The 23655-nt window shown below is 67.0% G+C and carries 23 protein-coding genes; 13 read left to right on the forward strand and 10 right to left on the reverse strand.

Annotated elements, in window-relative coordinates; all coding sequences use genetic code 11:
* Positions 1 to 653: RNA-guided endonuclease InsQ/TnpB family protein (locus ABEJ63_RS07820; RefSeq protein ID WP_375795799.1), on the forward strand; the 653-nt coding region annotated here is incomplete at its 5' end.
* 19 nt (positions 654 to 672) lie between these two features.
* Here the strand turns inward: ABEJ63_RS07820 and ABEJ63_RS07825 are convergent.
* From ABEJ63_RS07825 to ABEJ63_RS07845, 5 genes are all read right to left on the reverse strand, one after another.
* Positions 673 to 1827, reverse strand: coding sequence for an acyl-CoA dehydrogenase family protein (locus ABEJ63_RS07825; protein WP_375795800.1), 1155 nt, complete (start codon positions 1825 to 1827; stop codon positions 673 to 675).
* A gap of 61 nt (positions 1828 to 1888) precedes the next feature.
* The gene (locus ABEJ63_RS07830) at positions 1889 to 3544 is read right to left on the reverse strand and encodes a long-chain fatty acid--CoA ligase (protein WP_375795801.1); all 1656 of its coding nucleotides are present in this window, start codon (positions 3542 to 3544) and stop codon (positions 1889 to 1891) included.
* A gap of 71 nt (positions 3545 to 3615) precedes the next feature.
* Positions 3616 to 4275 carry an O-methyltransferase gene (locus ABEJ63_RS07835; RefSeq protein WP_375795802.1) on the reverse strand — a complete coding sequence of 220 codons (660 nt, stop codon included), beginning with the start codon at positions 4273 to 4275 and terminating at the stop codon, positions 3616 to 3618.
* A 189-nt stretch (positions 4276 to 4464) separates the two neighbouring features.
* On the reverse strand, positions 4465 to 4743 hold the full coding sequence (locus ABEJ63_RS07840) for a UPF0058 family protein (RefSeq protein ID WP_375795803.1): 279 nt from the start codon (positions 4741 to 4743) through the stop codon (positions 4465 to 4467).
* Between the two features lie 38 nt (positions 4744 to 4781).
* Positions 4782 to 4994 (reverse strand): cell surface protein, encoded by a 213-nt coding sequence (locus tag ABEJ63_RS07845; protein ID WP_375795804.1) that lies wholly within the window; start codon positions 4992 to 4994, stop codon positions 4782 to 4784.
* A 168-nt stretch (positions 4995 to 5162) separates the two neighbouring features.
* Between ABEJ63_RS07845 and ABEJ63_RS07850 the strand changes: the two genes are divergently transcribed.
* The 3 genes from ABEJ63_RS07850 to menD are packed head-to-tail and all read left to right on the forward strand — an operon-like array spanning position 5163 to position 8905.
* Positions 5163 to 5753 (forward strand): sulfite oxidase-like oxidoreductase, encoded by a 591-nt coding sequence (locus tag ABEJ63_RS07850; protein WP_375795805.1) that lies wholly within the window; start codon positions 5163 to 5165, stop codon positions 5751 to 5753.
* 54 nt (positions 5754 to 5807) lie between these two features.
* The gene (locus ABEJ63_RS07855) at positions 5808 to 7133 is read left to right on the forward strand and encodes an isochorismate synthase MenF (protein WP_375795806.1); all 1326 of its coding nucleotides are present in this window, start codon (positions 5808 to 5810) and stop codon (positions 7131 to 7133) included.
* The gene (gene menD, locus ABEJ63_RS07860) at positions 7130 to 8905 is read left to right on the forward strand and encodes a 2-succinyl-5-enolpyruvyl-6-hydroxy-3-cyclohexene-1-carboxylic-acid synthase (RefSeq protein ID WP_375795807.1); all 1776 of its coding nucleotides are present in this window, start codon (positions 7130 to 7132) and stop codon (positions 8903 to 8905) included. Before ABEJ63_RS07855 ends, menD begins: the two co-directional genes overlap by 4 nt.
* Here the strand turns inward: menD and ABEJ63_RS07865 are convergent.
* Positions 8895 to 9698 carry a J domain-containing protein gene (locus ABEJ63_RS07865; protein ID WP_375795808.1) on the reverse strand — a complete coding sequence of 268 codons (804 nt, stop codon included), beginning with the start codon at positions 9696 to 9698 and terminating at the stop codon, positions 8895 to 8897. The two genes, menD and ABEJ63_RS07865, sit on opposite strands and share 11 nt — an antisense overlap.
* An 80-nt stretch (positions 9699 to 9778) precedes the next feature.
* On the opposite strand from ABEJ63_RS07865, the gene ABEJ63_RS07870 reads away from it, so the two are divergent.
* The 3 genes from ABEJ63_RS07870 (at position 9779) to ABEJ63_RS07880 (ending at position 12929) form a co-directional block, all read left to right on the forward strand.
* A complete protein-coding gene (locus ABEJ63_RS07870; protein WP_375795809.1) occupies positions 9779 to 10684 on the forward strand; it encodes a 1,4-dihydroxy-2-naphthoyl-CoA synthase in 906 nt (301 codons plus the stop codon).
* A gap of 239 nt (positions 10685 to 10923) precedes the next feature.
* Positions 10924 to 11865, forward strand: coding sequence for a permease (locus tag ABEJ63_RS07875; RefSeq protein WP_375795810.1), 942 nt, complete (start codon positions 10924 to 10926; stop codon positions 11863 to 11865).
* 50 nt (positions 11866 to 11915) lie between these two features.
* On the forward strand, positions 11916 to 12929 hold the full coding sequence (locus ABEJ63_RS07880) for a hypothetical protein (protein WP_375795811.1): 1014 nt from the start codon (positions 11916 to 11918) through the stop codon (positions 12927 to 12929).
* Between the two features lies 1 nt (position 12930).
* Here ABEJ63_RS07880 and ABEJ63_RS07885 read toward each other — a convergent pair whose 3' ends face one another.
* Complete coding sequence (locus ABEJ63_RS07885) at positions 12931 to 13152, reverse strand: hypothetical protein (protein WP_375795812.1); 222 nt, start codon at positions 13150 to 13152, stop codon at positions 12931 to 12933.
* Positions 13153 to 13242: 90 nt separating this feature from the next.
* Between ABEJ63_RS07885 and ABEJ63_RS07890 the strand changes: the two genes are divergently transcribed.
* Positions 13243 to 13908, forward strand: a complete 666-nt coding sequence (locus ABEJ63_RS07890; protein WP_375795813.1) for an METTL5 family protein — start codon at positions 13243 to 13245, stop codon at positions 13906 to 13908.
* Here ABEJ63_RS07890 and ABEJ63_RS07895 read toward each other — a convergent pair.
* The 3 genes from ABEJ63_RS07895 to ABEJ63_RS07905 all read right to left on the reverse strand — a co-directional run bounded on the left by ABEJ63_RS07895 (position 13905) and on the right by ABEJ63_RS07905 (position 17863).
* A complete protein-coding gene (locus ABEJ63_RS07895) occupies positions 13905 to 15527 on the reverse strand; it encodes a rhomboid family intramembrane serine protease (RefSeq protein ID WP_375795814.1) in 1623 nt (540 codons plus the stop codon). The genes ABEJ63_RS07890 and ABEJ63_RS07895 overlap by 4 nt on opposite strands.
* 31 nt (positions 15528 to 15558) lie before the next feature.
* Positions 15559 to 16566, reverse strand: a complete 1008-nt coding sequence (locus tag ABEJ63_RS07900; RefSeq protein WP_375795815.1) for an alcohol dehydrogenase catalytic domain-containing protein — start codon at positions 16564 to 16566, stop codon at positions 15559 to 15561.
* A gap of 217 nt (positions 16567 to 16783) precedes the next feature.
* Positions 16784 to 17863: a phosphotransferase family protein gene (locus ABEJ63_RS07905; RefSeq protein ID WP_375795816.1), complete on the reverse strand. Its 1080-nt coding sequence runs from the start codon at positions 17861 to 17863 to the stop codon at positions 16784 to 16786.
* Positions 17864 to 17987: 124 nt separating this feature from the next.
* Here ABEJ63_RS07905 and ABEJ63_RS07910 point away from each other — a divergent pair, with 124 nt between their 5' ends.
* The 5 genes from ABEJ63_RS07910 (at position 17988) to ABEJ63_RS07930 (ending at position 23634) form a co-directional block, all read left to right on the forward strand.
* Positions 17988 to 19199, forward strand: coding sequence for an acyl-CoA dehydrogenase family protein (locus ABEJ63_RS07910; protein ID WP_375795817.1), 1212 nt, complete (start codon positions 17988 to 17990; stop codon positions 19197 to 19199).
* 209 nt (positions 19200 to 19408) lie between these two features.
* Complete coding sequence (locus ABEJ63_RS07915; protein ID WP_375795818.1) at positions 19409 to 20347, forward strand: 1,4-dihydroxy-2-naphthoate polyprenyltransferase; 939 nt, start codon at positions 19409 to 19411, stop codon at positions 20345 to 20347.
* Positions 20344 to 21354 (forward strand): mandelate racemase/muconate lactonizing enzyme family protein, encoded by a 1011-nt coding sequence (locus ABEJ63_RS07920; RefSeq protein ID WP_375795819.1) that lies wholly within the window; start codon positions 20344 to 20346, stop codon positions 21352 to 21354. Before ABEJ63_RS07915 ends, ABEJ63_RS07920 begins: the two co-directional genes overlap by 4 nt.
* Complete coding sequence (locus ABEJ63_RS07925) at positions 21347 to 22822, forward strand: class I adenylate-forming enzyme family protein (protein WP_375795820.1); 1476 nt, start codon at positions 21347 to 21349, stop codon at positions 22820 to 22822. The genes ABEJ63_RS07920 and ABEJ63_RS07925 overlap by 8 nt, the downstream gene beginning before the upstream one ends.
* Positions 22823 to 22857: 35 nt before the next feature.
* Entirely contained in the window at positions 22858 to 23634 is a 777-nt protein-coding gene (locus tag ABEJ63_RS07930) for an NRDE family protein (RefSeq protein WP_375795821.1), read from the forward strand.
* The last annotated feature ends 21 nt before the right edge of the window (positions 23635 to 23655 follow it).

The following is a 23655-nucleotide window of genomic DNA, read 5'->3' on the forward strand; positions in this document are numbered from 1 at the left end:
GGATTCTCAAGTACGCCCACGACACCGACGGCACGGCGGTCGGGTCGCTCGACCTTTCAGACGAACGCGACCGCTTGGAGCGCGAGCAACGGAAGCTCTCGCGCAAACAGCACGGGTCGAACAACTACGAGAAGCAACGGCGTCGAGTCGCGGAGTGTCACGCCGACCTCCGACGGAAGCGCCGTGACTTCTTGCACAAGCTCTCGGCGTACTACGCTCGGGAGTACGACTTCGTGGCGGTCGAAGAGTTGAACGTGAAGAGAATGCTGGAGTCGCCGTCGAACAGCCGCAACACGGCGTCTGCTGCGTGGCGAACGTTCCGCTCGTTGCTCAAATACAACTGCGAGCGTGAGGGGACACACTTCGTGGCGGTCAACCCAAGAGGGACAACGAGAAAGTGCGCCTCTTGTGGTGTGGAGACGGACAAACCGCTGTGGGTCCGTGAGCACTCCTGTCCCGCCTGCGGGTTCGAGGCGGACAGAGACGCGAACGCGGCGTGGAACATCCGTTCTCGCGGTCTCGAAGATGTAGGAGTGGGACACTCCGAACAAACGCCTGTGGAGACTGCGCTCCCTGTGGATACACCCGTATCTGCAAAGCGCGTCGTAGAAGCAGGAAGCCCTCCCCTCACGGAGCGAACCGCGCAACGGTGAGCGAGTAGGGTAGGGTAGTTCACTTGGGAGCCTGTTTGTAGATGAGGTTGCGCTGTATCTCGTTTGCTCCCTCGTAGACAACGGGGATACGCACGTCCCGGTAGACCCGCGAGATGCGGTTTTCGACGAGGACGGATCGACCGCCGTGGAGTTGCATCCCGCGCTCGGCGCAGTTGTTGGCCACCTCCGTCGACTTCACCTTCGCCATCGACGCCCAGAAGCCGCCGTGGTCATCCGTCTGCACCTTTTCGGCGGCTCGCCAGTTGAGCGCCCGGGCTGCCTCAAACTCCATGCGCATGTCCGCGAGGATATGCTGGACCGCCTGGAACTCGTTTATTTGCCGGCCGAAGGCGTTGCGACCGTGAACGAACTCCCAGGCCTCCTCGATTGCGGCGGCCGCGAGCCCGAGCCCGTGCCCGCCGACCACGATTCGGCCGTTGTTGAAGAAGTCCGCCAGCATGTAGAAGCCAGCTCCCTCGTTGCCGACGAGATTCTTTTCGGGAATCCGAGCGTTATCGAGCACGATGTGGGCCTGTTTCGAGGCACGCATCCCCATCTTCTCAGGAATGTGTTCGGCCTCGTAGCCGTCTGTGTCCGTCGGGACGATGAACATCGAGAAGTTGCCATAGCGGTTGTTGGCGTCATCGCCCGTCTTGGCGTACAGCGTCACCCAGTCGGCCTCTACCCCGTTCCCGACCCAGTACTTCTCGCCGTTCAACACCCACTCGTCGCCGTCCTTCTCCGCGCGGGTCTCCATCCCCGCAAGGTCACTCCCCGTCTCCGGCTCCGACACCGCAAGCCCTGTGATCTGTTCGTTCTCTGCGACGGGCCGGAGATACTGCTCGGCCTGTTGCTCGGTCCCGTACTTCTCGATCATTTCGGCCCCAAAGCTCGCCAGCTGGAGCGTCAGCGCGATGCCGGCATCGGCGCGGTAGAATTCCTCTGCGACAGCCAGTACCTGCTGGAGGTCCAGCCCGCGACCGCCGTACTCCTCGCCGATGTCCTGTGCGATGAGCCCGGCGTCCATGCCAGCCTCGAGTACCTCCCACGGGTACTCACCCGAGCGATAGTACTCCTCGGCGTTCGGGGCGATGTGTTCCTCGGCGAACGCCCGTGCCTCGGCTTTCACCTCACGGGCATGCTCCGGGACGATAGACTCGTCGAGCAGTTCCATGTCTATCGTAGGGACCGCCCGGCCAAATACCCCGGGAAACGGCGGGTGGGTTGGCGGGCGTTTAGTCGTCGCTCTCTGGAGCGGCTTCCTCCGGTGCCGACCCCTCGTGGAGTTCCACGCTGCCGGTGTACTGCTCGCGGAGGTCCTTCTTCGAGAACTTCCCAGTCGCGGTCTTGGGCACCTCCTCGATGTACTCGACGGCATCCGGGAGCCACCATTTGGGGTACTCCTCGTCGAGCAGCTCAAGTATCTCGTCGTCGAGGCCCTCGCGGTCGGCCCCCTCCGTCGGCACGACAAACGCAACTGGCCGTTCCTGCCACTTCTCGTGGGGGACGCCGATGACGGTCGCCTCCGAGACGTCTTCGTGGGCCATGATCGCGTTCTCCAGCTCGACCGAGGAGATCCACTCCCCGCCGGACTTGATGACGTCCTTCGCGCGGTCGACGATCTTGATGTAGCCGTCCGGGTCGACGCTCACCACGTCACCCGTCTTGAGCCAGCCGTCCTCGAAGTCCTCTTCGTTGGCCTCTGGGCGCTTGAAGTACTCCTTCGTCACCGACGGCCCCCGGACGTACAGCTCGCCGAATTCCTCGCCGTCCCATGCGATGCGGTTACCGTCTTCGTCGATCACCTTGAATTCGAGGCCGGGCACCATGATGCCCTGCTTGCTCCGCTTGTCGAGCTGGGTCTGGTAGTCCTCGTCCTCGAGGTCGCTCTTGAGGTGGGCGACACTCCCGATGGGAGACATCTCCGTCATGCCCCACGCGTGGAGCACCTCGACGCCGCGGTCGTCGAACCAGCGGATCATTGACTCTGGCGCGGCGCTGCCGCCGACAATCACCTGGTCGAGCGTCGAAAGGTCGACCTCGTTGTCCTCACAGTACTCCATCAGCCCCAGCCAGACGGTGGGGACGCCCGCCGTGATGGTGACGCCCTCCTCCTCGATGAGTCTCGCGAGGTCGTCGGCGTCCGGCGACGGGCCGGGGAACACCTGCTTGGCGCCGCCCGCGGTCGCCGTGAACGGCATCCCCCACGCGTTGACGTGGAACATCGGAACGACGGGCATCACCACATCGTCGTCCTCCATCGGGATGCCCTGCGGCGACTGGGACATCATCGTGTGACTCCAGAGCATCGACTGGGTGTACTCGACACCCTTCGGCTTCCCCGTCGTCCCCGAGGTGTAACACATCCCCGCGGGCTGCTCACTCGGCAGCTCCGGCCAGTCATAGTCGGTATCGTGCCCGGCAACGAACTCCTCGTAGACGGGGCCGTCGATGGCCTCGACTGGCGAGTCGTCCATCACGATGAGGTCGACCCCCTCGAACTCCTCGGCCCCCTCTGCAGCGCCCGCGATTTTCTCGGCCAGCGACGGGTCGACGAAGATGACCTCGTCGTTGGCATCGTCAACGATGTAGCGGATGTGCTCGTCGGGCAACAGCGGGTTGATGGTGTGGAGTTGTGCGCCCATCGACGGCGCGGCGAAGTACACCTCGAAGTGGCGGTCGGTGTTCCAGCAGAACGTGCCGACGCGGTCGCCCTGCTCGATACCGTGCTCATCGAGCGCGTTCGCCAACTGGGCCGTGCGCTCCTCGTACTCCGCGTACGTCTGTCGTGACATCCCGTCATGGTTGCGCGAGACGACCTCGGTGTCCGGGTAGAGTTTGCTCGCGCGCCACAGGAATGGTCGGAGCGTCTGCGTATGTCCTCCAGGCATCTCGTCTTACATCTCTGCGCCGTCGCTAATGATTCTTGCTTTGGATTCCTCGGCCGCTCGCCTGGACCCGTCTACCGCCGCCGAGCGACTGCAACCCCCTCCCCAAGCGGCAAGAGCGCCGTCTCGAAGGCCGGGGCCTCCCGCAGCGTCACCAGCAGTTCGGCCACCCCTCGGCTGGCGGCGTCGGCGGCGTCGCCCGCGCCTTCGACATGTGCGAGGATAGCCTCGAAGTCGAGTGTGCCGGCGGTAACCGCGTTATCGACGAGCACGACCCCGCCCGGAGCGACCTTCTCACGGACGGCTGCAAACGCCTCCGGGTACCGCTCTTTTTCGTTGTCGATGAGTACGACATCGAACGGGCCGTCGTACTGTTCGACCGTCTCGAGGGCGTCGCCGTGCTCGAACCGGCAGCGGTCGGCGTAGCCACCCCGGCGCAGGTACTCACGTGCGTCCGCCAGTTCGTCAGCGTCCACCTCCGTCAGAACGAGTTCGCCGTCTGGCGGGAACGCGTCGGCCAGCCAGTAGGCGGAGTAGCCAAAGCCGGAGCCGAACTCGAAGCCACGCCGGGCGTCGACCCCTCGCGCGAGCAGCCGAAGCCAGCCGCCCACCGCCGGGCCAACCGTCGGGAACCCCGATGCCGCTGTGCGGGCGTCCATCTCCTCGATGATTGCGTCCGTCTCGGTTAGCGCGCGTGCCAGCCGACCCACCTCTTCGGGGTCGATGTCGTGCATGCGAGAACCTCCGCCGGGACCCTAATCAGTGCTGTCGTGTCCGCGGCCCGAACGCAGAATCACGGGGCGACCCACCCGCACCGAGGGAGCGTTTAGGCCTCCGTACAACCCCCCTCGGCAGGAGTACATACATCCGTCCCGCCGGGTCTCGCCAGCGACCTACAGGCTCGCCGAGGAAAAGTTGGGCCGCTACAGCTTGTTTTCGGCGTCCTCGGCAAGCTCCTGCATCCGCTTGCCGATGCGGCCGGCGTCGGAGAACTCGTCGTCGGACATCACTTCCGCGAGCGCATTGCCGAGGACGAAGACGGCATGTTTGTGCTCGCTTTTCGACATGTGGACATCATCGGGGGTGACCTCGAGTTCGTCATAAGGGTCGAAGACGCTGCCGTCGACGTCCTCCATCCCACGGAACGTGTTCATAATCTCCACCATGTAGCCGTGGAGCTCCAAGAGTTCGTCCTTGTGCATGTCCGTGGTACCGTTGAGACGCGAATAAGCCTTGCGCGCTAGAACACGTACTCGTCGTCGTGGCCCATCATCCCGTCTTCCTCGAACTCCGGTTCCTCGTCGTCCATCGGGCCGGATGTCTTGTACGCCCGGATTCCGGCCGACAACACGTCTTCGAGCGCCTCCTCGCGGTCGTCGAATTCCCCGCGCTCTACGAGCTGGGCGATCTGCATCTCCAGGTGCTCGGGCACGGTGATGTTGACCCTGGCCATCTCGCGTGAAGATTCGACGGTGGGGTATTTAAGACTAGTGGGGAATTTTGGCCACGGCAAACTGTCGCTTTCGAACAGCGTAGTTTTGTTTCCGTACGGCTGGTTTACGTTGTTAGGACGGCAACTGCGGAACGGTACGCTAACGGGCCGTCAGCCCGAACATCGGGTATGTACGACGCCACGTCTCTCCACGAAGAGTTCGGCGGCGACCGCCTCCCGCCTGGCCAGCGCCGAACCGAGGAGTTTCCCGTGCTCTCGAAAGGCGCGACACCGTCGGTCGACCGCGAGGCGTGGACCTTCGAGGTCTGGGGCGCTGTCGACGAGTCGCTGTCGCTGTCGTTCGAGGCATTCACTGACCTTCCCTCCGAGACTCAGCGACAGGACTTCCACTGCGTCACTGGCTGGTCGCGGTTCGACAACGAGTTCACTGGCGTCACGTTCCCCACGGTGATGGAGGCGGCCGGCGTCCGCGATGAGGCAGTGCACGTCATGTTCCACGCCGCCGACGGCTATACGACGAACCTGCCGCTTGCGGACTGTGCCCGCCGCGAGGTACTGTTCGCTTGGGCACTCGATGGCGACCCGCTTCCCGCAGACCACGGCGGCCCTGTCCGGGTCGTTACCCCGCACCGGTACGCCTACAAGGGCGCCAAGTGGGTTACCGGTGTCGAGTTCCTCACCGAGCCGGAGCGGGGATACTGGGAGCGGCGCGGCTACTCGAACACGGCGAACCCGTGGGAAGAAGAGCGGTACGCGTAGGCCCGCCCGCCGGGAACGGGAATCATAAAACGGTGGGTCCCCAACTCCCCAGCGATGGAACCGCTCGGCGAGGAGACCGGCGTCGTGTCGCGGGCGACGCGGCTCCCGTCTCCGTCCGTCCGTGCGGCCCTTTCGGCCGCGGAGTCGCCACGCACCTTCTGGAGCGCGCCCGACGAACCGACCGTCGTCGGATCGGGTGCCGCCGCGGTGGTGACGGCGACTGGCACCGACCGGTTCACCGCTGTCCGCGAGGCCGGCGAGTCGCTGTTCGACCACGGCAACGTTCACGCCGGCACGGAAGCCGCCCGCCCGCGACTGTTCGGTGGCTTTGCCTTCCACGACGACCATGCCGGCGAGTCCCCGTGGAACGGCTTTCCCGGCGCCCAGTTTCTGCTCCCGCGTCGGCAGGTCACCTACACTGCCGACGGGGCGTGGCTCACAGTGAACGCCGTTGGCCCCGATGCTACCCCCCGGACCGTCGAGCGGCGCCTAGAAGAGAGCGTCGACCGGCTGTCGTCGCTGTCGGAACCGGCACCCGCCGACCCGACGGCCGTACTCGAACGCACCCGCACGACGAGCCGTGAGGAGTGGCGCGAGTCGGTGACAGACGCGACCGACCGCATCGCGGCCGGCGAACTCCGGAAGGTGGTGCTCGCGCAGGCGCTGCGCGCCCGCCTCGACCGGCCTATTGCTGTTCACGACGTACTCGCGCGGCTATCGGATACTTACCCCGACTGCTACCGCTTCCTTGTCGAGCCGGCCGGCGACGGAGCGACTCCCTCGTTCTTCGGGGCGACACCGGAACGGCTGGTCGGCCTGCGTGGCCGCACCGTCTCGACGGGCGCGCTCGCGGGGACGACCGGCCGGGGCGACACCCCCGCGGAAGACGAGTGGCTCGCGCGCGAATTGATGGCCGATGAGAAGAATGTCCACGAACACGAAATCGTCGCCGAGACCATCCGCGACCAGTTGGAGCCGTACGCGGCGGCCGTTTCGACGGGCGAGCGGACGGTGCGCCGGCTCGCGACCGTCCAACACCTGGAGACACCGATCACGGCTGAACTCGCCGACGAGGAACACGTCCTATCGTTAGTCGAGGCGCTCCACCCCACACCGGCGGTGGGCGGCCTGCCGCCGGAGCGCGCGCTTGAGACCATCCGCGAGACGGAGCCGTTCGACCGTGGGTGGTACGCTGCGCCTGTCGGCTGGTTCGACGCCGCAGGCTACGGCTCCTTTGCCGTCGCGCTTCGGTCAGCCGTCGCCGCCGGCGAGACGGCGACGCTGTTTGCCGGCGTCGGCATTGTCGCGGATTCCGACCCCGACGCGGAGTGGGACGAGGTACAACTCAAGTACCGCCCGATGCTCGACGAACTCGAATGAGTGTCCCGAACGTCAACACGCTGTGGGGTCGTGCAATCGTCGACGAACTCGCCGCTGCAGGCGTCGACGCGGCCGTCCTCTCGCCGGGGTCGCGGTCAACACCACTCACCGTGGCCTTCGCCGACCACTCCGATATAGAGACGTTCACACACCTCGATGAGCGGTCGGCGGCGTTTTTCGCGCTGGGCCGAGCGAAACAGACAGGCCACCCGACGCCGCTCGTCTGCACATCTGGCACCGCCGTCGCCAACTATCATCCCGCTGTTGTCGAGGCTGACCAGGCACGGGTCCCGATGCTGCTGCTGACGGCCGACCGACCACCCGAACTCACGGATAGCGGCGCCAACCAGACAATCGACCAGCACGACATCTACGGCGACGCGACCCGACACAGCCGGACGCTTCCCGAACCGGAGGCGGCCGACCGGAAGGTGCGCTCGCTCCGCACGGCCGTCGCCCGAGCCGTTGCGACGACGACAGCGACCCACCCCGGGCCGGTCCACCTGAACGTGCCATTCCGGAAGCCACTGGAGCCGACCGTCGAGACCGACGAGGTGCCCGACGGGTGGCTCGAGGCGCACCCGCTGGCGGCGGAGGGCCGCGACGGCCCCTTCGTGCGCACGACCAGCGGGCGGCCGACGCTGTCAGCGGCCGACCGCGCGGCCATTATCGAGGCCGTCGAGGCGGCTGACCGCGGACTTATTGTCTGTGGACCGGCCGACCGGCCAACGCCAGACCGCGACGCCCTGCTCGGATTGGCGACGGCAACGGGATTTCCGGTGCTGGCGGACCCGCTGTCCGGCGTCCGGTTCGGCGAACACGTCGAATCGGCGACGGTGCTGGGCGGCTACGACGCGTGGGCACCAGCGTTGCGCGACACGCTGCCGACGCCCGATGTCGTGTTGCGGTTCGGCGCGTCGCCGACCTCGAAGCCGACCCGGAAGGCGCTGGCGGCGGCCACACTCGACGCACCCGACGAGCCTCCTCGACAGTTCCTTATCGATCCGGCGGGCGGGTGGCGGGAGGCAGAGTTCACCGCGACAGACCTCATCGTCGCCGACCCGACGGCGTTCGCGAGCGCGCTCGCAGGCCGGGTCACCGGCGCAGACAGCGCCTATGCTGACCAACTCGCGAACGTCGAGGCTGACTACTGGGGACTCGTCGCCGACGAAGAGCGGTTCTTCGAGGGAGGACTGCTCCATGAGACAACCGCGCTGGCGCCGGATCCGTCGACGCTGTTCGTCTCCAACTCGATGCCGGTTCGCGACCTCGACCGGTTTGGCGCCCCCCGGGCAGCCGACCTGACGGTGCTTGGCAACCGCGGCGCCTCCGGTATCGATGGCATCACGTCGACAGCGCTGGGCGCCGACAGCGCGACCGACGACCCACTGGTCTGTGTTACCGGCGACGTAGCGTACTTTCACGATACGAACGGCCTGCTAGCGGTGGACCGGTTCGACCTCAACGCGACGATCGTCCTCGTCAACAACGACGGCGGCGGTATCTTCCATCTCCTCCCCATCGAAGCCCACGACACGTTTGAGGGGTACTTCCGGACACCCCATGGGCTGGATTTTGCCCCATCAGCCGACCTCCACGGGCTCGAGTTCGCCCGCGTCGGGAGCCGTGAAGGGTTCCGCGAGGCGTTCACCGCGAGCGTCGAGAGCGAGGGAACACAGGTTATCGAGGTGACCTTCGATGCTGCCGAGAGCCATGCAATCCGGGAGCGCCTCCAAGAGCGGGTCAGCGAGGAGCTGGCGGTCAGGTCCTGAGGGCGAACAGGTTCGCGACCGAGACAGCGAAGGGGACCCAGCAGAACGCCCAGGCGAACACGCCGACGATTGAGAGCAGTCCGACGCCTGTCCCCCACAGGACGACCGGCGCCCCGACGGTCAGGATGCCGAAGACGACGACGGCTACCTCCGGGATGGTGAGCGTCACCACCGCCAGCGCGAGCGCGCCCACCCCGGCAGCGGCTCGGAGTCCGCCTCCGAGTGGGGCAAGAAACGCCGCCCCCAGCAGGAGTGGATAACAGACGATCGAGGCGGCCGCCAGTCCCGTCCGCTGTGCGGTGAACGACAGCCCCGACGCCGAGGCCGTTGAGACGCGGTACCCGCCAGTCGCCTGGCGCCCTGGTTGGCCTGCCGTCGCTCCGCCCTCTGCAGAGGCTGCGGCGGCGCTTGCTCGCATGTCGGCCCGGCGTCTGGCTCGCCGTCGCGCCCGGCGACGCGCTCGTTCGCGGGCCGTCGGCCCGTCCGGACTCGCAGCTGTCTCTCCACGTTCGGCCGTCTGGGCTGCGTGCGTCTGCGCGCTCTGGCCGTCTCCTGACGTATCCAGATTGGCACCGACGTATCGTTCGTGGCCGAGTCGGTCGTACCGGGCGCGCTCGTCGGGATCACAGAGCACGTCCCGTGCGCGGCGAACCGCTCGAAATCGGGCCGCAGCATCGGGATGGTCGGAGACGTCAGGGTGTACCTCCTTGACCCGCTCGCGGTAGGCCGCCTGCACCCCCGCGGCGTCGGCGTCCTCGTCGACCCCAAGGACGTCATAGTACGTCCACCCCATGCGCGGCGTGTTGCACTCCGAGCTTAAGACTCCTCGGCCGGGACCGGCCGGTTTTTGCGCCAGCCGGCCGGACCCAGGGTATGGTCTCCGAACTCTTCGACCCTGACGCGTGGGAGCCGGTCGAGGATGTCGATGTCCACGACCTCACCTACCACCGAGCGACCGACGTCGGCGCTGTACGGATTGCCTTCGACCGCCCCGAGGTGCGCAACGCGTTTCGCCCGGAGACGGTCGATGAGCTGTCGCGTACCCTCGAGCACGCCAAGCGACAGACGGACGTGGGCTGTGTGTTGCTCACCGGCAACGGCCCCTCGCCGAAAGACGGCGGCTGGGCGTTCTGTTCAGGCGGTGACCAGCGCGTCCGCGGTGACGCCGGCTACGAGTACAATGACGGCACCGGAGCAGATGGCGGCGATAGCGGCGGCCAATCGGCCCCGCGGCTGCATATTCTCGAGGTTCAGCGGCAGATTCGCCACATCCCCAAGCCCGTCGTCGCTGTCGTCCCCGGCTGGGCCGTCGGCGGCGGCCACTCGCTGCACGTGGTCTGTGATATGACGCTCGCCAGCGAGGAGCACGCGAAATTCCTCCAGACCGACCCCGACGTCGCGAGCTTCGACGCCGGCTTTGGCTCCGCGTACCTCGCCCACCAGGTCGGCCACAAGAGGGCCCGCGAGGTGTTCTTCCTCGGGAAGACCTACGACGCCGCCGAGGCCGCTGAGATGGGGATGGTCAATGAGACGGTCCCTCACGACCAACTCGAGGAACGCGCGTTGGAGTGGGCCGAGGAGATGCTCGGGAAGTCCCCGACGGCGATGCGCATGCTGAAGTACGCGTTCAATCTCGACACCGACGGGCTCGTGGGCCAGCAACTGTTCGCTGGCGAGGCCACGCGGCTCGGCTACATGACCGACGAAGCGAAAGAGGGCCGAGACGCGTTCACAGAGGGTCGCGAGCCGGACTTCTCGGAGTACCCCTGGCACTACTGACGCCACATCATCGATTCTGTCTGCCTGGCCACCGCCGGCCTGCATCACTGGGTGGGCGTCGAGACAGCTCCTTCTGGCACGCGGCTCTCACCACCGTGCCGTGACTGCCGTCGCAAACGCCCGATCCGCCGAGGCGACCCCCACTGTCGGCACGGTTAGGCCGCCTGTCCGTCACCGCCTGTCAGCCGGTTGTCCGACATGGCCCAACCGCTAATAGCCCCCGGCGGCAACGAGCGCTTATGCCAGACCTTGACGCACGCGCAGACGCGCTCTACCGGCGCTACCTCGGGGAGCCAGAGCGTGACCTCGATGTCTATCTGGGGTTCGCGCTGTTCATCGGAGGGTTCGCGCTCGGCATCCTCGGGCTCCTGCTGTTCGGCGTCGAGCGGGTCGTCGCCGGTGACGGCCCGCTGTGGGCGCTCCGCGAACTCGCCTTCGTCGTCGGAGCGCTCGGCCTCCCGACGCTGCTGCTTGGCGTGACGGTCCTCCTGCCGGTGGACCGACGCGCATCGTACGCGGCCGGCGTTGGCGTCGCCGTCACGCTCGCGGCCGCGGCGTTCTTCGTGACGGTCTATCCGAGTCAGTGGAACGTGACGACGGGCCAGGACTTCTCGCTGCAGGGCGTGCTCGTCTATGCTGTCGGGCTGGTGACTGTCATCGCGGCCACCGGCGCGGCGCTGGTCTCGTACCATGTCGAACGAAGCCGGCCCGCGGTCGATGCGTCGGCGGCGGCCGGTCCCGCAGGAACATCCGGCGACGACGCGACTCCGACGGCTGCTGAGGATGCGGCCGTCGACGAAGAGGCGATTGCCGAGCAGGCCAGACAGGACTACGAGGAGGCGATGGAAGGCGCCGACATCTCCTGGGGCGGCGTCGAGAAGACGGACGTGAGCCGGCGACTGTCGGTCGACACTGGCGAGGTCGACGACATCGACACGTCCGGCTTCGACGAGACCGAGGCGACCCGGACCACATCGTCGGGGACGAACGTTGACGCCGCCGTGGAAGGGCTGAACGCGATGCGGGGTGCTGAGCCGAAGGCCGAGCGAAGCGAGGGAACCACGGACGACCAGGCAGCCGCGCTCGCCGAACTGCGCGAACAGCAGGCCCACGAGGAACAGCAGCGCAAACAGGAGTCGGGTGTCGTCGACAAGCTGAAAGAGCGGCTGGGGATGGAGTGACGACGCGGGGCTGCGGGAGGATTTAATAGCCGCGCCGCCGCCGGTCCGGTATGGCACGCGGCATCGACATCGGCACGATGAATATCGTCTCGGCCCGTCAGGAAGGGTCCGACACGGTGTTCGTACAGCAGCGGAACTCCTTCGTGGAAATAGACTACTCTGACATGGCCGAGCAGATGCTGTCCCGCTCGGATGTCCTCCACATTCGGAAGGGCGACCAGGTATACGTCGTCGGCGACGACGCCCTCAACTTTGCCAATATTTTCAACCAGGAGACGCGCCGGCCGATGAAGCAGGGGATTCTCTCCTCAGAGGAGCAGTCGGCCATCCCGATGATCAAACTCATAATCGAGCAGGTGCTCGGCGAGCCGGACCCCGCCGGCGAACGGGTCTACTACTCGACGCCAGCCGACCCCATCGACTCGGACCTGTCGACGCTGTATCATCAGAAGACGCTCGAATCGTTCCTCGGCGACATGGGCTACGACCCCGAGCCGATTAACGAGGGGATGGCTGTCATCTACTCGGAGCTGGCCGACTCGAACTTCACGGGGCTCGGTATCTCCTTCGGGGCCGGGATGACGAACGTGTGTCTATCGTACTACGCCGTGCCCGTGATGACGTTCTCGGTTGCCCGCGGTGGCGACTGGATTGACAGCCAGACGGCCACCGCGACTGGTGAGACGGTCGACAAGGTCACCTCAATCAAAGAGGAAGACTTCCGGCTCGACTTCACGACGGATGCCGGCGGTGTCGAGGGGGCGTTGTCCATCTACTACGACAACCTGCTCGACTACGTCATCACGAAAATCAGCGAGGAGGTCAACGAAGAGGACGTCGAGGAGGGCCTCGACGTGCCCGTCGTGGTTACCGGTGGGACGGCCTCGCCGGCTGGCTTCGAGGAACTGTTTGAGGAGCGGTTCGAGCAGGCGGATATCCCGTTCAGTATCTCCAGCGTCTCCAAAGTGGACGACCCGCTGTACTCTGTCGCGCGTGGCGCACTCGTCGCAGCCCGCTCGGAGGAGGGCCGCGAGGCCGAATCAGGGGCGGAGGCCAGCGAGTAGCCTACTCGTCGACGCGCACAATCGCTGGCTCGGGATCGTCCGTCTCCTCGCGCGTTCGCTCGCGCTCGAATCGCCGGAGCGCCTCTGCCCACGTCTCTCCTTCGCGGCGCTCGACGTGGTGGTCGACTTCGATACCCGCGTAGCCGCAGGCCTCACAACCGAGCGCCTGCCGGCCATCGAGGGCGTACGCAACCAGCGGTGTCCCGCACCGCGGACAGTCCATACAGATGGTTCCCGGCCTCGGTGCTTAACATTCCCGCCAGTATCGTATGTCTGACGTGCATCCGAAAAGGTATTTGTATTCGCCCCAAGTATGAAGGTGCATGAGCAGGGGAGTGACCGGACCGGGGGTGGTCGCGTGACCTCCCGGCGTCGGTTAGCGAGCGAACTCGGCGTCGTCGCCGGCTTTGACGACCCCCGTGCGCCGCTAGAGCAGTACCACACACCGCCGGACCTGGCGGCTCACATCGTTCACACTGCCGACCTCAACGGCGACATCGAGGACGCGACTATCGTCGACCTCGGGTGCGGGACAGGAATGCTGGCGCTGGGGGCCGCGCTGCGCGGCCCGGAGCGGGTCGTCGGGGTTGAGCTTGATCCTGCGCCGCTGGCGACCGCCGGCGCAAACGAGCGGCGGGTGGCCGCCCGCGCCGATGTCGAATGGGTGCGTGGCGACGCCACACGGGCGCCCCTGTGTGTCGAGGACGCTACCGTCCTGATGAATCCGCCGTTCGGCGCCCAGGATGGGAACGAACACGCCGACCGCGGGTTCCTCGCGACTGCTGCCGACATCGCTGCCGTCTCTTATTCTGTCCACAATGCGGGCAGCCGGGAGTTCGTCGAGTCGTTCGTCGCGGACGCTGGCGGCGAGGTGACCCATGCGTTCGCCGCCGAATTCGACCTTCCGAGACAGTTCGACCATCATGACGACCAGACCCGGCGCATCGACGCCGAGGTGTTCCGGGTCGTCTGGAGCTAGCGATACGTTTCACGAGCGGCAACCCGCACCCGGGTGCCGTTCCGCGCGACAAACAGCGAACCATCCCGGTTCACCACCGACAGTCCGCCGGCAGAGACACTCGTATTCCGTGCGGGGATAGGGACCCGGGCGAGTCGGGTCCCGTTGCGGGAGACAGCGACGGTGAATTCGCCCGCAACAACCCCCAGCGTGACGTTCCGCTCGGCCACGGTCGGCTCGGCACGGGCCGACGCCGAGGTGTACGCCAGCGTCGCTGTGTCGTTATGACGGAGTCGGACCGCGTAGACAGAGCGGTTGCCGACGACGCTCCAGCCGGTCCGGTTGGCGACGACTGTGTCCCGCCAGCCAGGACCGCCGAGGTGGACACGTTGCTTGCCGGCGAACGCCAGCCGGCCCTTCGACACGACGGTCCACCACACCTGTCGGTCGGCGCTGGCGACGACGACGCCGCTCGTAGTCACGTTCGAGGCGTTGTAGAACGGGAGGTCGTAGGCAGCGACGTACTGATTTTCCACATCTTCGGCATAGAAGACAGTGTAGTCGCGCACCTCGACGGTTCCCTGGTCGGGTGCAGCATCACCGACAATGAGCAGGTTGTACGGCACCGCGACGACAGCCAGCGCCAGCAGCACACAGGCAAGCAAGCCGACGGCCGCCTCCCGCCGCGAGAGGTCGATGCGGGCAATCAGTGCACGCGGGGACGCCCCGGCGGCTGCCGACACGAGCGCCGCCAGCAGCAACACCAGACCCAACCCTGCTGCCCGGTAGAGCACGAAGCTATCGCCACCCTCGAAGAGATAGACCGCCCACAGTCCCTGCGAGACGGCGTAGGCGGCGACGCCGAGCCAGACGCGGGCAGGCGACGGAAGCTCGTCACGCGCACGGAACAGGACGATGCCGAGCAGAAAGCCCGCGAGCACGCCCAACGCATGGCCCTGAATCGCGATGTCGGCCCACCACGGGGTCGAATACCCGACCGACCCCGACGCCTCGATGACCGGTGTTCGCAGCGATCGGTAGACGAGGCCGACGAGGTCTCCAGCCGCGAGCAGCACCACCGCGGTAACTGGATAGCGGACGACGGCCACGCCCGCGAGCGCGAATACGACGCCCGAGAACCCGACGACAGGCCCGAGTGCGAACGCGCCCGTGAGGACGGCGAGCACGACGGCCGCCGCCGGCACCGCGAACAGGCGCACGAACGGGTTCGTTCGCGCGGCGGTGAACGATTGTTCGCCCTGGGCCGTCGGGAAGTGACTCCAGGCGTACTCCGCCAGCGAGCCGAAGACGAGCGTCCCGAGCACGTTCCCTGTCAGGTGGGCCGGTCCGGAATGGGCCAGCCCCGCCGTGAGCATACCCAGCGGGTAAAAGTACGACCACGCGCGAAACGGAATGACGACCGGCGCGTACCAGCGGTCGACTCCCCCCTGGACGAAGAGGTAGAAGCCGACGACCAGCCCGACTGTCAGGAGTGTCCCCCACGGAACGCCCAGCAGGAGTCGGCGCCGGAGCCGTCGCCCCCAGCCGCCAGCCGGCCGCGCGAGCACGACGAGCGTCGCCACCGAGATAGCTGCCCCCACGAGCAAGAGAAGCCGCGACAGTGCCGCGACTGTGTCCATACACCCCCCTGTAGGGCGGTCCCGTAAACGGTTACGGGGTAATGACGAGCTTCCCGAATGCGTCCCGCGTCTCCATATCGGCGAACGCTGTGCCGGTCTCTGCAAGCGGATATGTACGGTCGACGATCGGGTCGAAGGTCCCCGCAGCAGCGAGTTCGACGAGCCGCTCCAGCTCCGGCTGGGTGCCCATCGTGCTCCCGAGGATCTCCTGTTGCGAGAGGAAGAACGGCGCCGACAGCTGGTCGAGCGACTCGCCGGCCGTCCGTCCGCAGACCACCTGCCGGCCGCCGGTCCGGAGTACGCGCCCGCAGACGTTCGTGAACTCTCCCGAGAGGTGGTTGAGGGCGGCGTCGGCACTTGATTCGCCCGCCGCAGCCACGAGCTGTTCGGGCTCACGGCCCACCACTACTTCGTCGGCGAACTCGCCGAGTCGGTCGGCCTTCGACTCCGAGGTTGTCGTCCCGACGCTCGTGGCCCCCAGCACGTCCGCGAGCTGGACGCCGGCCAGCCCGACGCCACCTGTCGCACCCGGAATGAATACCCGGTCACCGGCCGTTATGTCCGCCTTTTGGAGCATGTGCCAGGCGGTGAGATACGCCGTCGGCAGCGCTGTCGCTTCCGCGAACGAGAGGCTGTCCGGAATCGGAATCAGCCGGTCGGCGGTCACGGCTGCCTGCTCTGCGAAGCCGCCGTGGTACAGCGAGAACGACTCACAGTGGTTCTCTGGGCCCTCCCGACACCGGTCACAGGTCCCACAGGTCTGGTTCGCACACAGCAGTATCCGGTCGCCTTCGCTGACTCGAGCGTCCGCGGGAGCCTCGCGCACGACGCCTGCGGGGTCCAGCCCAGACACAAAGGGCAGTTCATCTCCCTCGATCATCGCAGAGTGGCCCTGCAGAATCCAGAGGTCGTGGCGGTTCAGCGAGCACGCCTTGACATCGATGACTGCCTCGCCGGGACCAGCCGTGGGATTGTCCTGTTCGAGTAGCTCGACACCGTCCGGCGGTCCGATGAGTTCGCTAAAGGCTGCAACGCGCATGCGTGATGCTCTGCAAGCCGCGTAGAAAAGGTTCCCCTCCCGGCAGCACCGGTGTGCGTGTGCCTCGACACCTCCGACAAAGTGCGCCGGGGCTCACAGCACAACGACATGCCCGGCATCGACGCGGGGAGAAGGAGACGCGACGGACGTGCGGCCCGCGTCACGCATTCCAGCCAGATTTAGCCAACCAGCAAAGGCGACCGTTGCCAGAGTGGGCTTACAGCGGCTCCTCGCCGTCGATGATGCGGAGCGCACGCTCGGCGAGCGCTGGGACGCCTTTGCGCATCTTTGGATACATCGGATCGTCGCTGTTCCCCTCGAGATAGCGCCGGAAGAACATCTCACCGAGGGCCGCCAGCTTGTATACCGCCAGCGTCCGGTAGAACCGATCGTTGTCGTAGGAGAACCCCGTTAACTCCTCGTAACGGGCGACCAGTTCTCGCCGGGTCGGGTACCCCTCGCGGGTCATGAACGTCGACGAGAGCGTGTCGGTGGCCGAGGGCGGAGCGGGGTCTTTCTCGTCCCACCAGTAGGAGAGCATCCACCCGAGGTCCGTGAACGGGTCGCCGAGCGTCGACATCTCCCAGTCCATCACGGCGACGATTTCAGGCTCGTCGCCGGGGCCGTACATCACGTTGTCGAGCTTGTAGTCGCCGTGGACGAGCGTCGCCGGCGGGTCCTCGGGAACGTTCGTCTGGAGCCACTCCATCACCTCGTACAGCTCCGACACCTCCCGCTCGTCAGCGGTCACCTCCATCGCCCATGTTATCTGTTCCGACCAGCGCTCGACTTGCCGTTCGGTGAAGCCGGGCGGATAGCCGAAGTCGCCGTGCTCCAGTCCGACGGCCTCGTAGTCGACGGCGTGGATACGCGCGAGGTTCTCGGCGAGTTCGTAGCCGACGCGTTCGCGCCGCTCGGGCGTGGCGAACCGCTCGGGTTCGTCGTCGCGGAGCACGTCTCCGTCCTCGCGCACCATCACGTAGAAGTCCGAGCCGAGTACGTCGTGGTCGTCACAGGCGAGTATCGTCTCCGGCACGCGCACGTCCGTCCCCTGGAGCGCGTCGACGACGCGATACTCACGGAGCACGTCGTGGGCCTTCTCGGCTGTTTCGCCCGGCGGCGGCCGCCGAATCACCAGCTCCTCGTCGCCCCACGTGACGAACAGTGTCTCGTTGGAGTGGCCCTCCTGGTGATGCCGGACCTCGTACTCGTCTGCAGACCCGAGTTCGGCCGCGAGATACTCCGCCAGCCGCTCCTTGTCGACGATGCGACGGAAGTAGCTCTCGTCGCCCGTCATGCTGCGACCCCTAACATTGTTAGCCGTGCTTACCACTCGGGGTACGAATAGTTGGGGGTTCGCGCGTGCAATCGGCGCACCACCCGGTCGATTGTTTTACAATGGTGTGCGCGAACGGATGGGTATGGAGTACCACGACTCGGAGCAGGCGAAAGAGTTGGCGGCGGAGGCACGCGAGTTCATGGACGAACGGGTTATCCCGACCGAGCGGGAGTATCTCGGCAACGGACCGGTTCCGGAGTCGGTCATCGAGGATTTGCGCGATGAGGCCCGCGAGCGCGGCATCTACTGCCCGCAGATCGACGAGGAGCACGGCGGTGGCGGCTACGACTTCGACGACGTGCTTCCGCTGTTCGAGGAGGCCGGCCGGTCCCTGCTGGGCGCGACGGCAATGCGGGTCGACGCCCCCGACGAAGGGAACATGCACACGATCGAGCTGGTGGGGACGGACTGGCAGAAAGAAGAGTACCTCGAGCCGCTGGTCGCTGGCGATATCTCCTCTGGCTTCTCGATGACGGAGCCCCGGGCTGGCGCCGGCTCCGACCCCAAGATGATGAAGACCCGCGCCGAGAAGGACGGCGACGAGTGGGTCATCAACGGCCACAAGTGGTGGACGACGCAGGGTGACGAGGCGGACTTCCTCATCGTGATGGCTCGGACGGATACTGATGCCCACCCGTACAACGGGACGTCGCTGTTCCTCGTCGACGCCGATACGCCGGGCGTCGAGGTAGTCGAGCCGACGCCACACTTCGGGCCCTCGGTCGTCCACAGCAGCCACGCCGAAATCCAATACAATGACGTCCGCATCCCGGAGGAGAATCTGCTGGGCGAACTCAACGAAGGGTTCACCCATGCGCAGGAGCGGCTCTCCCCGGCTCGGCTCACCCACTGCATGCGCTACACCGGGATGGCGACCCGTGCGCTCAACGTCGCCAAAGCCTACATGTGCGACCGCGAGGCGTTCGACTCCCAGCTGTCAGAAAAGCAGTCCCAGCGGTTCGACATCGCTGAGATGGAGACGAAGCTCCACGCCGTCCGGACGATGGTGCGTCATGCCGCCCGCGAGATTGCCTCCGACCGCGAGGCGCGCATCCCCGTCTCCATGAGCAAGGTGTTCGCCGCCAACACCACTCAAGAGGCCGTCGACCTCGCCGTCCAGTGTACCGGCGGCTCCGGTATCTCGAAGAAGCTGCCGCTGGCGGACTTCATGGAGTCGGTACGGGCGTTCCGTATCGTCGACGGAGCCGACGAGGTCCACAAGCGCGTTATCGCGCGCCACGCCTTCGAGAACGCGGAGAACCCCGACGAACTAGAGAACCTGCCCACGTTCTGAGCGGCGTCGCTACACTGCTCCGCTTTTACAAGACTCACCACTCACCTGTATCGTCTCACGAGGCCCGTGGGCGAGTGCGGCCGCCACGGCCGACTCCAGCCGCCATCGCGCCCGGCAATCGACCGCGTAACTGACCCATCGTGCCCTGGATACGGGGTATCCGTTCGCCAACCACAGCCGCTTAGTCGCTCCCTCACCAATATCGTCCAATGAGCGAGCAGCAGCCCGTCTCACGGCGCCGCGCCTGGCTGATGGCCGCGCGGCCACAGACGCTCCCCGCCGGCGCCGCCCCGGTCGTCGTCGGGACAGGGCTGGCCGTTGGCACGGACGTGTTCGCGCCGCTGCCGGCGCTCGCCGCGCTCATCGGCGCACTGCTCCTGCAAGTCGGCACCAATTTCGCCAACGATTACTACGACGCTATCCGCGGCGCAGATACCCCCGACCGCGAGGGGTTCACGCGGGTCACCGCGGGCGGACTCATCGAACCCGCCCGTGTCAAGCGGGCGATGTACGCGACGTTCGGGCTCGCGATACTGCTGGGGACATATCTCGTCTGGGTCGGCGGGCCAGCTATCCTCGTGATCGGACTTTCGTCGGTTGCGGCCGGCATCGCCTACACTGGGGGACCGGCGCCGTACGGCTACCGGGGACTGGGTGATCTATTCGTGTTCATTTTCTTTGGACTGGTCGCCGTCACAGGTACCTACTACGTACAGGCTGTTGCGGGGGTCGCAGGGATCCCACCGCTGCCTGCCCCCCTCGCCTTCGTCCCGCCGGCGGCCGTCGTCGCGGCGCTGCCCGCTGCTGGCCTCTCGACGTGTATCCTCGTCGTGAACAACGTGCGCGACCGCGAGACGGACGCTGCCGCCGGCAAGCGAACGCTGGCGGTCCTCCTTGGCTACACAGGCTCGCGGATCGAGTTCCTCCTCCTGCTTGGGATGGCGTATGTAGTACCGCTTGTGTTCGCGGCGACGGGTTACGGAGTGGCCGTACTCCTTCCGCTGGTGACGCTGCCGCTCGCGGCGTCACTCGCGCGCACAGTATTGACAGAAACGTCCGGCGCGGCGCTGAACCCCGCCCTCGAGACGGCCGGTCGCCTGCTGTTCGCCCACAGTGTTCTCTTCGCGGCGGGGCTGGCGGTCGTATGAACATCGAGCCGTTCACACTGCCGCTCGCCACGCCGCTCGCGACAGCTGCCGGCGACATCGACGAGCGGCGTGGCTTCCTCGTCACCGTCCAGGCGCCGGCTTCCGGCCTCGGAGAGGCTTGTCCCCTGGCGGGCTGGACCGAGTCGCTGTCGGCGTGTCGCCGCGCACTTGAGGAGTTGCCGGACGCGCCCGATCCTGACGGCCTCGACTCGTTGCCGCCGGCTGCCCGCCACGGCGTCGTCCTCGCGCTGCTTGACGCCGCTGCGAGTGAAGCTGGCCGGCCACTGTATCAACACCTTGGCCGCGACGAGCGGGTAGCGTCCGTGCCGGTCAACGCAACCGTCGGCGATGGAGCCCCCGCAAAGACCGCCGAGCAGGTGGGGGTGGCCGTCGCCGACGGGTTCGAGACAGTGAAACTGAAGATCGGTGCCCGGTCGCTTCGGGCCGATCTCGAGCGGGTACGGACGGTTCGCGACCGACATCCCGATGTCCGGCTACGGCTCGACGCCAATGGCGCCTGGGATCGCGAGACAGCCACGGAGGCATTCGATGCGCTCGCGAGCCTCGACGTGGCATACGTCGAACAGCCGCTTGCGGCCGAGGACCTCGCGGGCCACGCAACGCTGCGCGACGGGCCCGTGGGCGTTGCAATCGACGAGGGCCTCTACGAGCACGACCTCGAGACGGTGCTGACGACAGGCGCGGCCGATGCCGTCGTCCTGAAGCCGATGGCGATGGGCGGACCCGATGTCGCGCTCGAAGCAGCGGTACTCGCCCGGGACGCTGGCGTCGACCCAGTGGTGACGACGACAGTCGATGGTCCTCTCGCCCGGGCGGCAGCCGTCCACGTGGCGGCTGCACTCCCAGACGTGGCGCCCTGTGGGCTCGCGACCGGTGACCGGGTGGCCGGTACTCGACACGACCCGGCACCGGTCGTCGAGGGGCGCGCCCGGGTCCCACAGCAAGAAGGAAATGCCCCGGCGACCTCACCGGCGGACTATGCGTGACTGGCTGGCTCTCCGCGCGCAGGCAACGCCGACCCGGCCGGCACTGATCGACGCCCGTTCGGGCGAGACGACCGACTACGGCCGGCTTGACGAGCGCGTCGAGAAACTCGCGGGCCGGCTGGCCGCGCTGGGTGTCGGCGTCGATGATCACCTCGGGGTTCTTGCGCGCACTCGGCCGGCGTTCGTCGACCTCGTCCACGCGGCTGCCCGCGTCGGCGCCGTCCTCGTGCCGGTGAACGCTCGGCTTACCGAGCGCGAGGTGGAGCAGGCACTCGCACGGGCGGACGTGGACCGGCTGGTCTGCGAGGCGGAGACAGAGGCTGTTGCGACGGCCGCGACAGACGGGGTCGTCTCGCTCGATCCCCCGACCGCGGGCGCCCGTGATCTGGCCCAAGTCGACCCCGAACCGTTCGAGCTCTGCTCGTGGGCTCCCGAGCAAACACAGCTCCTGCTTTCCACCTCGGGGACGACCGGCGACCCGAAGCTGGTTCGGCTGACGATGCGAAACCTCGCGGCCAGTGCTGCGGCCTCGTCGTGGCGGCTCGGCGTTCTCCCCGACGACCGCTGGTACTGCCCGCTCCCGATGTACCACATGGGCGGGCTCGCGCCCGTCTACCGGTCGGTGCTGTACGGGACAGCCGTCGTGCTCGCGGCGCCGGGAAGCTTCGACCCGGAGCAAGCACTCGCGGAGATGGCTACTCACGACGCCACCTGCACGTCAGTCGTGCCGACGATGCTGCGTGATCTACTGGCGGTCGACACGGGGACGCTCGCGGACCTCCGGTTCGTGCTCACAGGCGGTGCGGCGACCCCTGAGCGGCTCGTCGAGCAAGCCCGCGCGGCAGATGTCCCGGTCTGCCCCAGCTACGGGATGACGGAGACGGCCTCGCAGGTTGCGACCGCCCGGCCGGCAGACGCCGACGTGGCCCCCGGTAGCGTCGGCCATCCGCTCGTGTTTACCGAGGTGACCGTCGTCGACGACACAGGAGCTGAACTCCCGGCCGGTGAGACGGGCGAGATCCGCGTCGACGGCGCAACGGTGACGCCGGGCTACTACGATGACCCCGAAGCGACGGAGGCTGCCTTCGGCTCCGGCGGATTCCACACCGGCGACGCCGGCTATCGCGACGAGCAGGGCCGGCTATGGGTGCTCAATCGCCTGGACGACCGCATCGTCACCGGCGGTGAAAACGTCGACCCCGGCGAGGTAGCCACAGTGCTCCGCGAGTATCCCGACGTGACCGACGCGTTCGTCGTTGGGCTTCCCGACGACCGGTACGGCCAGCGAGTCGCGGCGGCCGTCACCGGCGTTGATGCGGACGAGATGGAGCAACTCGAGGCGTTCGCCCGCGACCGGCTCGCCGGCTTCAAGTGTCCCCGGTCGTGGCGAGCCGTCGACGCGCTGCCGCGAACAGCTTCGGGCACTGTCGACCGAGCGGCGGTTCGCGCGCTGTTCGAAGACGGGTAGCCACCGTTTTGTTGGCGGGCCCGCTACCGCTGCCTGTGTGCACGCTCACCTTCGCGTGGCGCCGGTTCGACGACCACCTCGCGGTCGCGGCCAACCGCGACGAGTCGTACGACCGGCCGGCCTCCCCGCCGGCTGTCCGCGGCGAGGAGCCGCTGGTCGTCGCGCCACGCGACGAAGAAGCCGGCGGGACGTGGCTCGGCTACAATGACGCCGGCGTGTTCGCAGCCGTAACGAACCGGTGGACCCGCGACGTCCCGGTGGGTGACCGGTCGCGTGGCCTGCTTGTCCGTGAGACGCTCAACCACCCCACCGCCGATGCGGCCCTCGCGTTCGTGCGCGAGGAACTGTCTCGACGCCGCTACGAGCCGTTCCAGCTCGTCCTGGCCGACAGCGAGCGGGCGCTCGTCATCGAGCACGACGGCACGCTGGCGGTGAGCGAGCTCGCGCCGGGCGTGTACGTTGTCGGCAACACGGGCTGGTGTGGCGAGCGATCCGGTCCGACAGACGCGGCCGACCCACAGCGCACGGAGACGTTCTTCATCCCCGGCGATGGTGACGACCGAGGCCGCCGGCAGGCGCGCAACGACCGGCGGCTGCTCGACGCACTGACGGCCGTTGAGGCTGCCAGCGCCGCCGATTGGCTGGAGACAGCAGGCGAGTTGCTGGGCGACCACGAGTACGGCGTTTGTGTCCACGGCGATGGGTTCGGAACGCGGTCGGCCTCGCTCGTGCGGCTTGGCGACGAGCACGCCTGGCAGTTCGCCGACGGCCATCCTTGCGAGACGCCGTTCGAGCCGGTCGACGCGCGGTAGACGGCAGGATTTAACCGCGTA

Origin of the sequence: Halosegnis sp., from assembly GCF_042216475.1 — an archaeon.
In the GTDB taxonomy this organism is placed as follows: Archaea; Halobacteriota; Halobacteria; order Halobacteriales; family Haloarculaceae; genus Halosegnis.

Coding starts and splice junctions, on each gene's coding strand:
- ABEJ63_RS07825 (WP_375795800.1), bottom strand. CDS start 1,827: ATGGAACTGCTCGACGAGTCTATCGTCCCGGAGCATGCCCGTGAGGTG.
- ABEJ63_RS07830 (WP_375795801.1), bottom strand. CDS start 3,544: ATGCCTGGAGGACATACGCAGACGCTCCGACCATTCCTGTGGCGCGCG.
- ABEJ63_RS07835 (WP_375795802.1), bottom strand. CDS start 4,275: ATGCACGACATCGACCCCGAAGAGGTGGGTCGGCTGGCACGCGCGCTA.
- ABEJ63_RS07840 (WP_375795803.1), bottom strand. CDS start 4,743: ATGCACAAGGACGAACTCTTGGAGCTCCACGGCTACATGGTGGAGATT.
- ABEJ63_RS07845 (WP_375795804.1), bottom strand. CDS start 4,994: ATGGCCAGGGTCAACATCACCGTGCCCGAGCACCTGGAGATGCAGATC.
- ABEJ63_RS07850 (WP_375795805.1), top strand. CDS start 5,163: ATGTACGACGCCACGTCTCTCCACGAAGAGTTCGGCGGCGACCGCCTC.
- ABEJ63_RS07855 (WP_375795806.1), top strand. CDS start 5,808: ATGGAACCGCTCGGCGAGGAGACCGGCGTCGTGTCGCGGGCGACGCGG.
- menD (WP_375795807.1), top strand. CDS start 7,130: ATGAGTGTCCCGAACGTCAACACGCTGTGGGGTCGTGCAATCGTCGAC.
- ABEJ63_RS07865 (WP_375795808.1), bottom strand. CDS start 9,698: ATGGGGTGGACGTACTATGACGTCCTTGGGGTCGACGAGGACGCCGAC.
- ABEJ63_RS07870 (WP_375795809.1), top strand. CDS start 9,779: ATGGTCTCCGAACTCTTCGACCCTGACGCGTGGGAGCCGGTCGAGGAT.
- ABEJ63_RS07875 (WP_375795810.1), top strand. CDS start 10,924: ATGCCAGACCTTGACGCACGCGCAGACGCGCTCTACCGGCGCTACCTC.
- ABEJ63_RS07880 (WP_375795811.1), top strand. CDS start 11,916: ATGGCACGCGGCATCGACATCGGCACGATGAATATCGTCTCGGCCCGT.
- ABEJ63_RS07885 (WP_375795812.1), bottom strand. CDS start 13,152: ATGGACTGTCCGCGGTGCGGGACACCGCTGGTTGCGTACGCCCTCGAT.
- ABEJ63_RS07890 (WP_375795813.1), top strand. CDS start 13,243: ATGAAGGTGCATGAGCAGGGGAGTGACCGGACCGGGGGTGGTCGCGTG.
- ABEJ63_RS07895 (WP_375795814.1), bottom strand. CDS start 15,527: ATGGACACAGTCGCGGCACTGTCGCGGCTTCTCTTGCTCGTGGGGGCA.
- ABEJ63_RS07900 (WP_375795815.1), bottom strand. CDS start 16,566: ATGCGCGTTGCAGCCTTTAGCGAACTCATCGGACCGCCGGACGGTGTC.
- ABEJ63_RS07905 (WP_375795816.1), bottom strand. CDS start 17,863: ATGACGGGCGACGAGAGCTACTTCCGTCGCATCGTCGACAAGGAGCGG.
- ABEJ63_RS07910 (WP_375795817.1), top strand. CDS start 17,988: ATGGAGTACCACGACTCGGAGCAGGCGAAAGAGTTGGCGGCGGAGGCA.
- ABEJ63_RS07915 (WP_375795818.1), top strand. CDS start 19,409: ATGAGCGAGCAGCAGCCCGTCTCACGGCGCCGCGCCTGGCTGATGGCC.
- ABEJ63_RS07920 (WP_375795819.1), top strand. CDS start 20,344: ATGAACATCGAGCCGTTCACACTGCCGCTCGCCACGCCGCTCGCGACA.
- ABEJ63_RS07925 (WP_375795820.1), top strand. CDS start 21,347: ATGCGTGACTGGCTGGCTCTCCGCGCGCAGGCAACGCCGACCCGGCCG.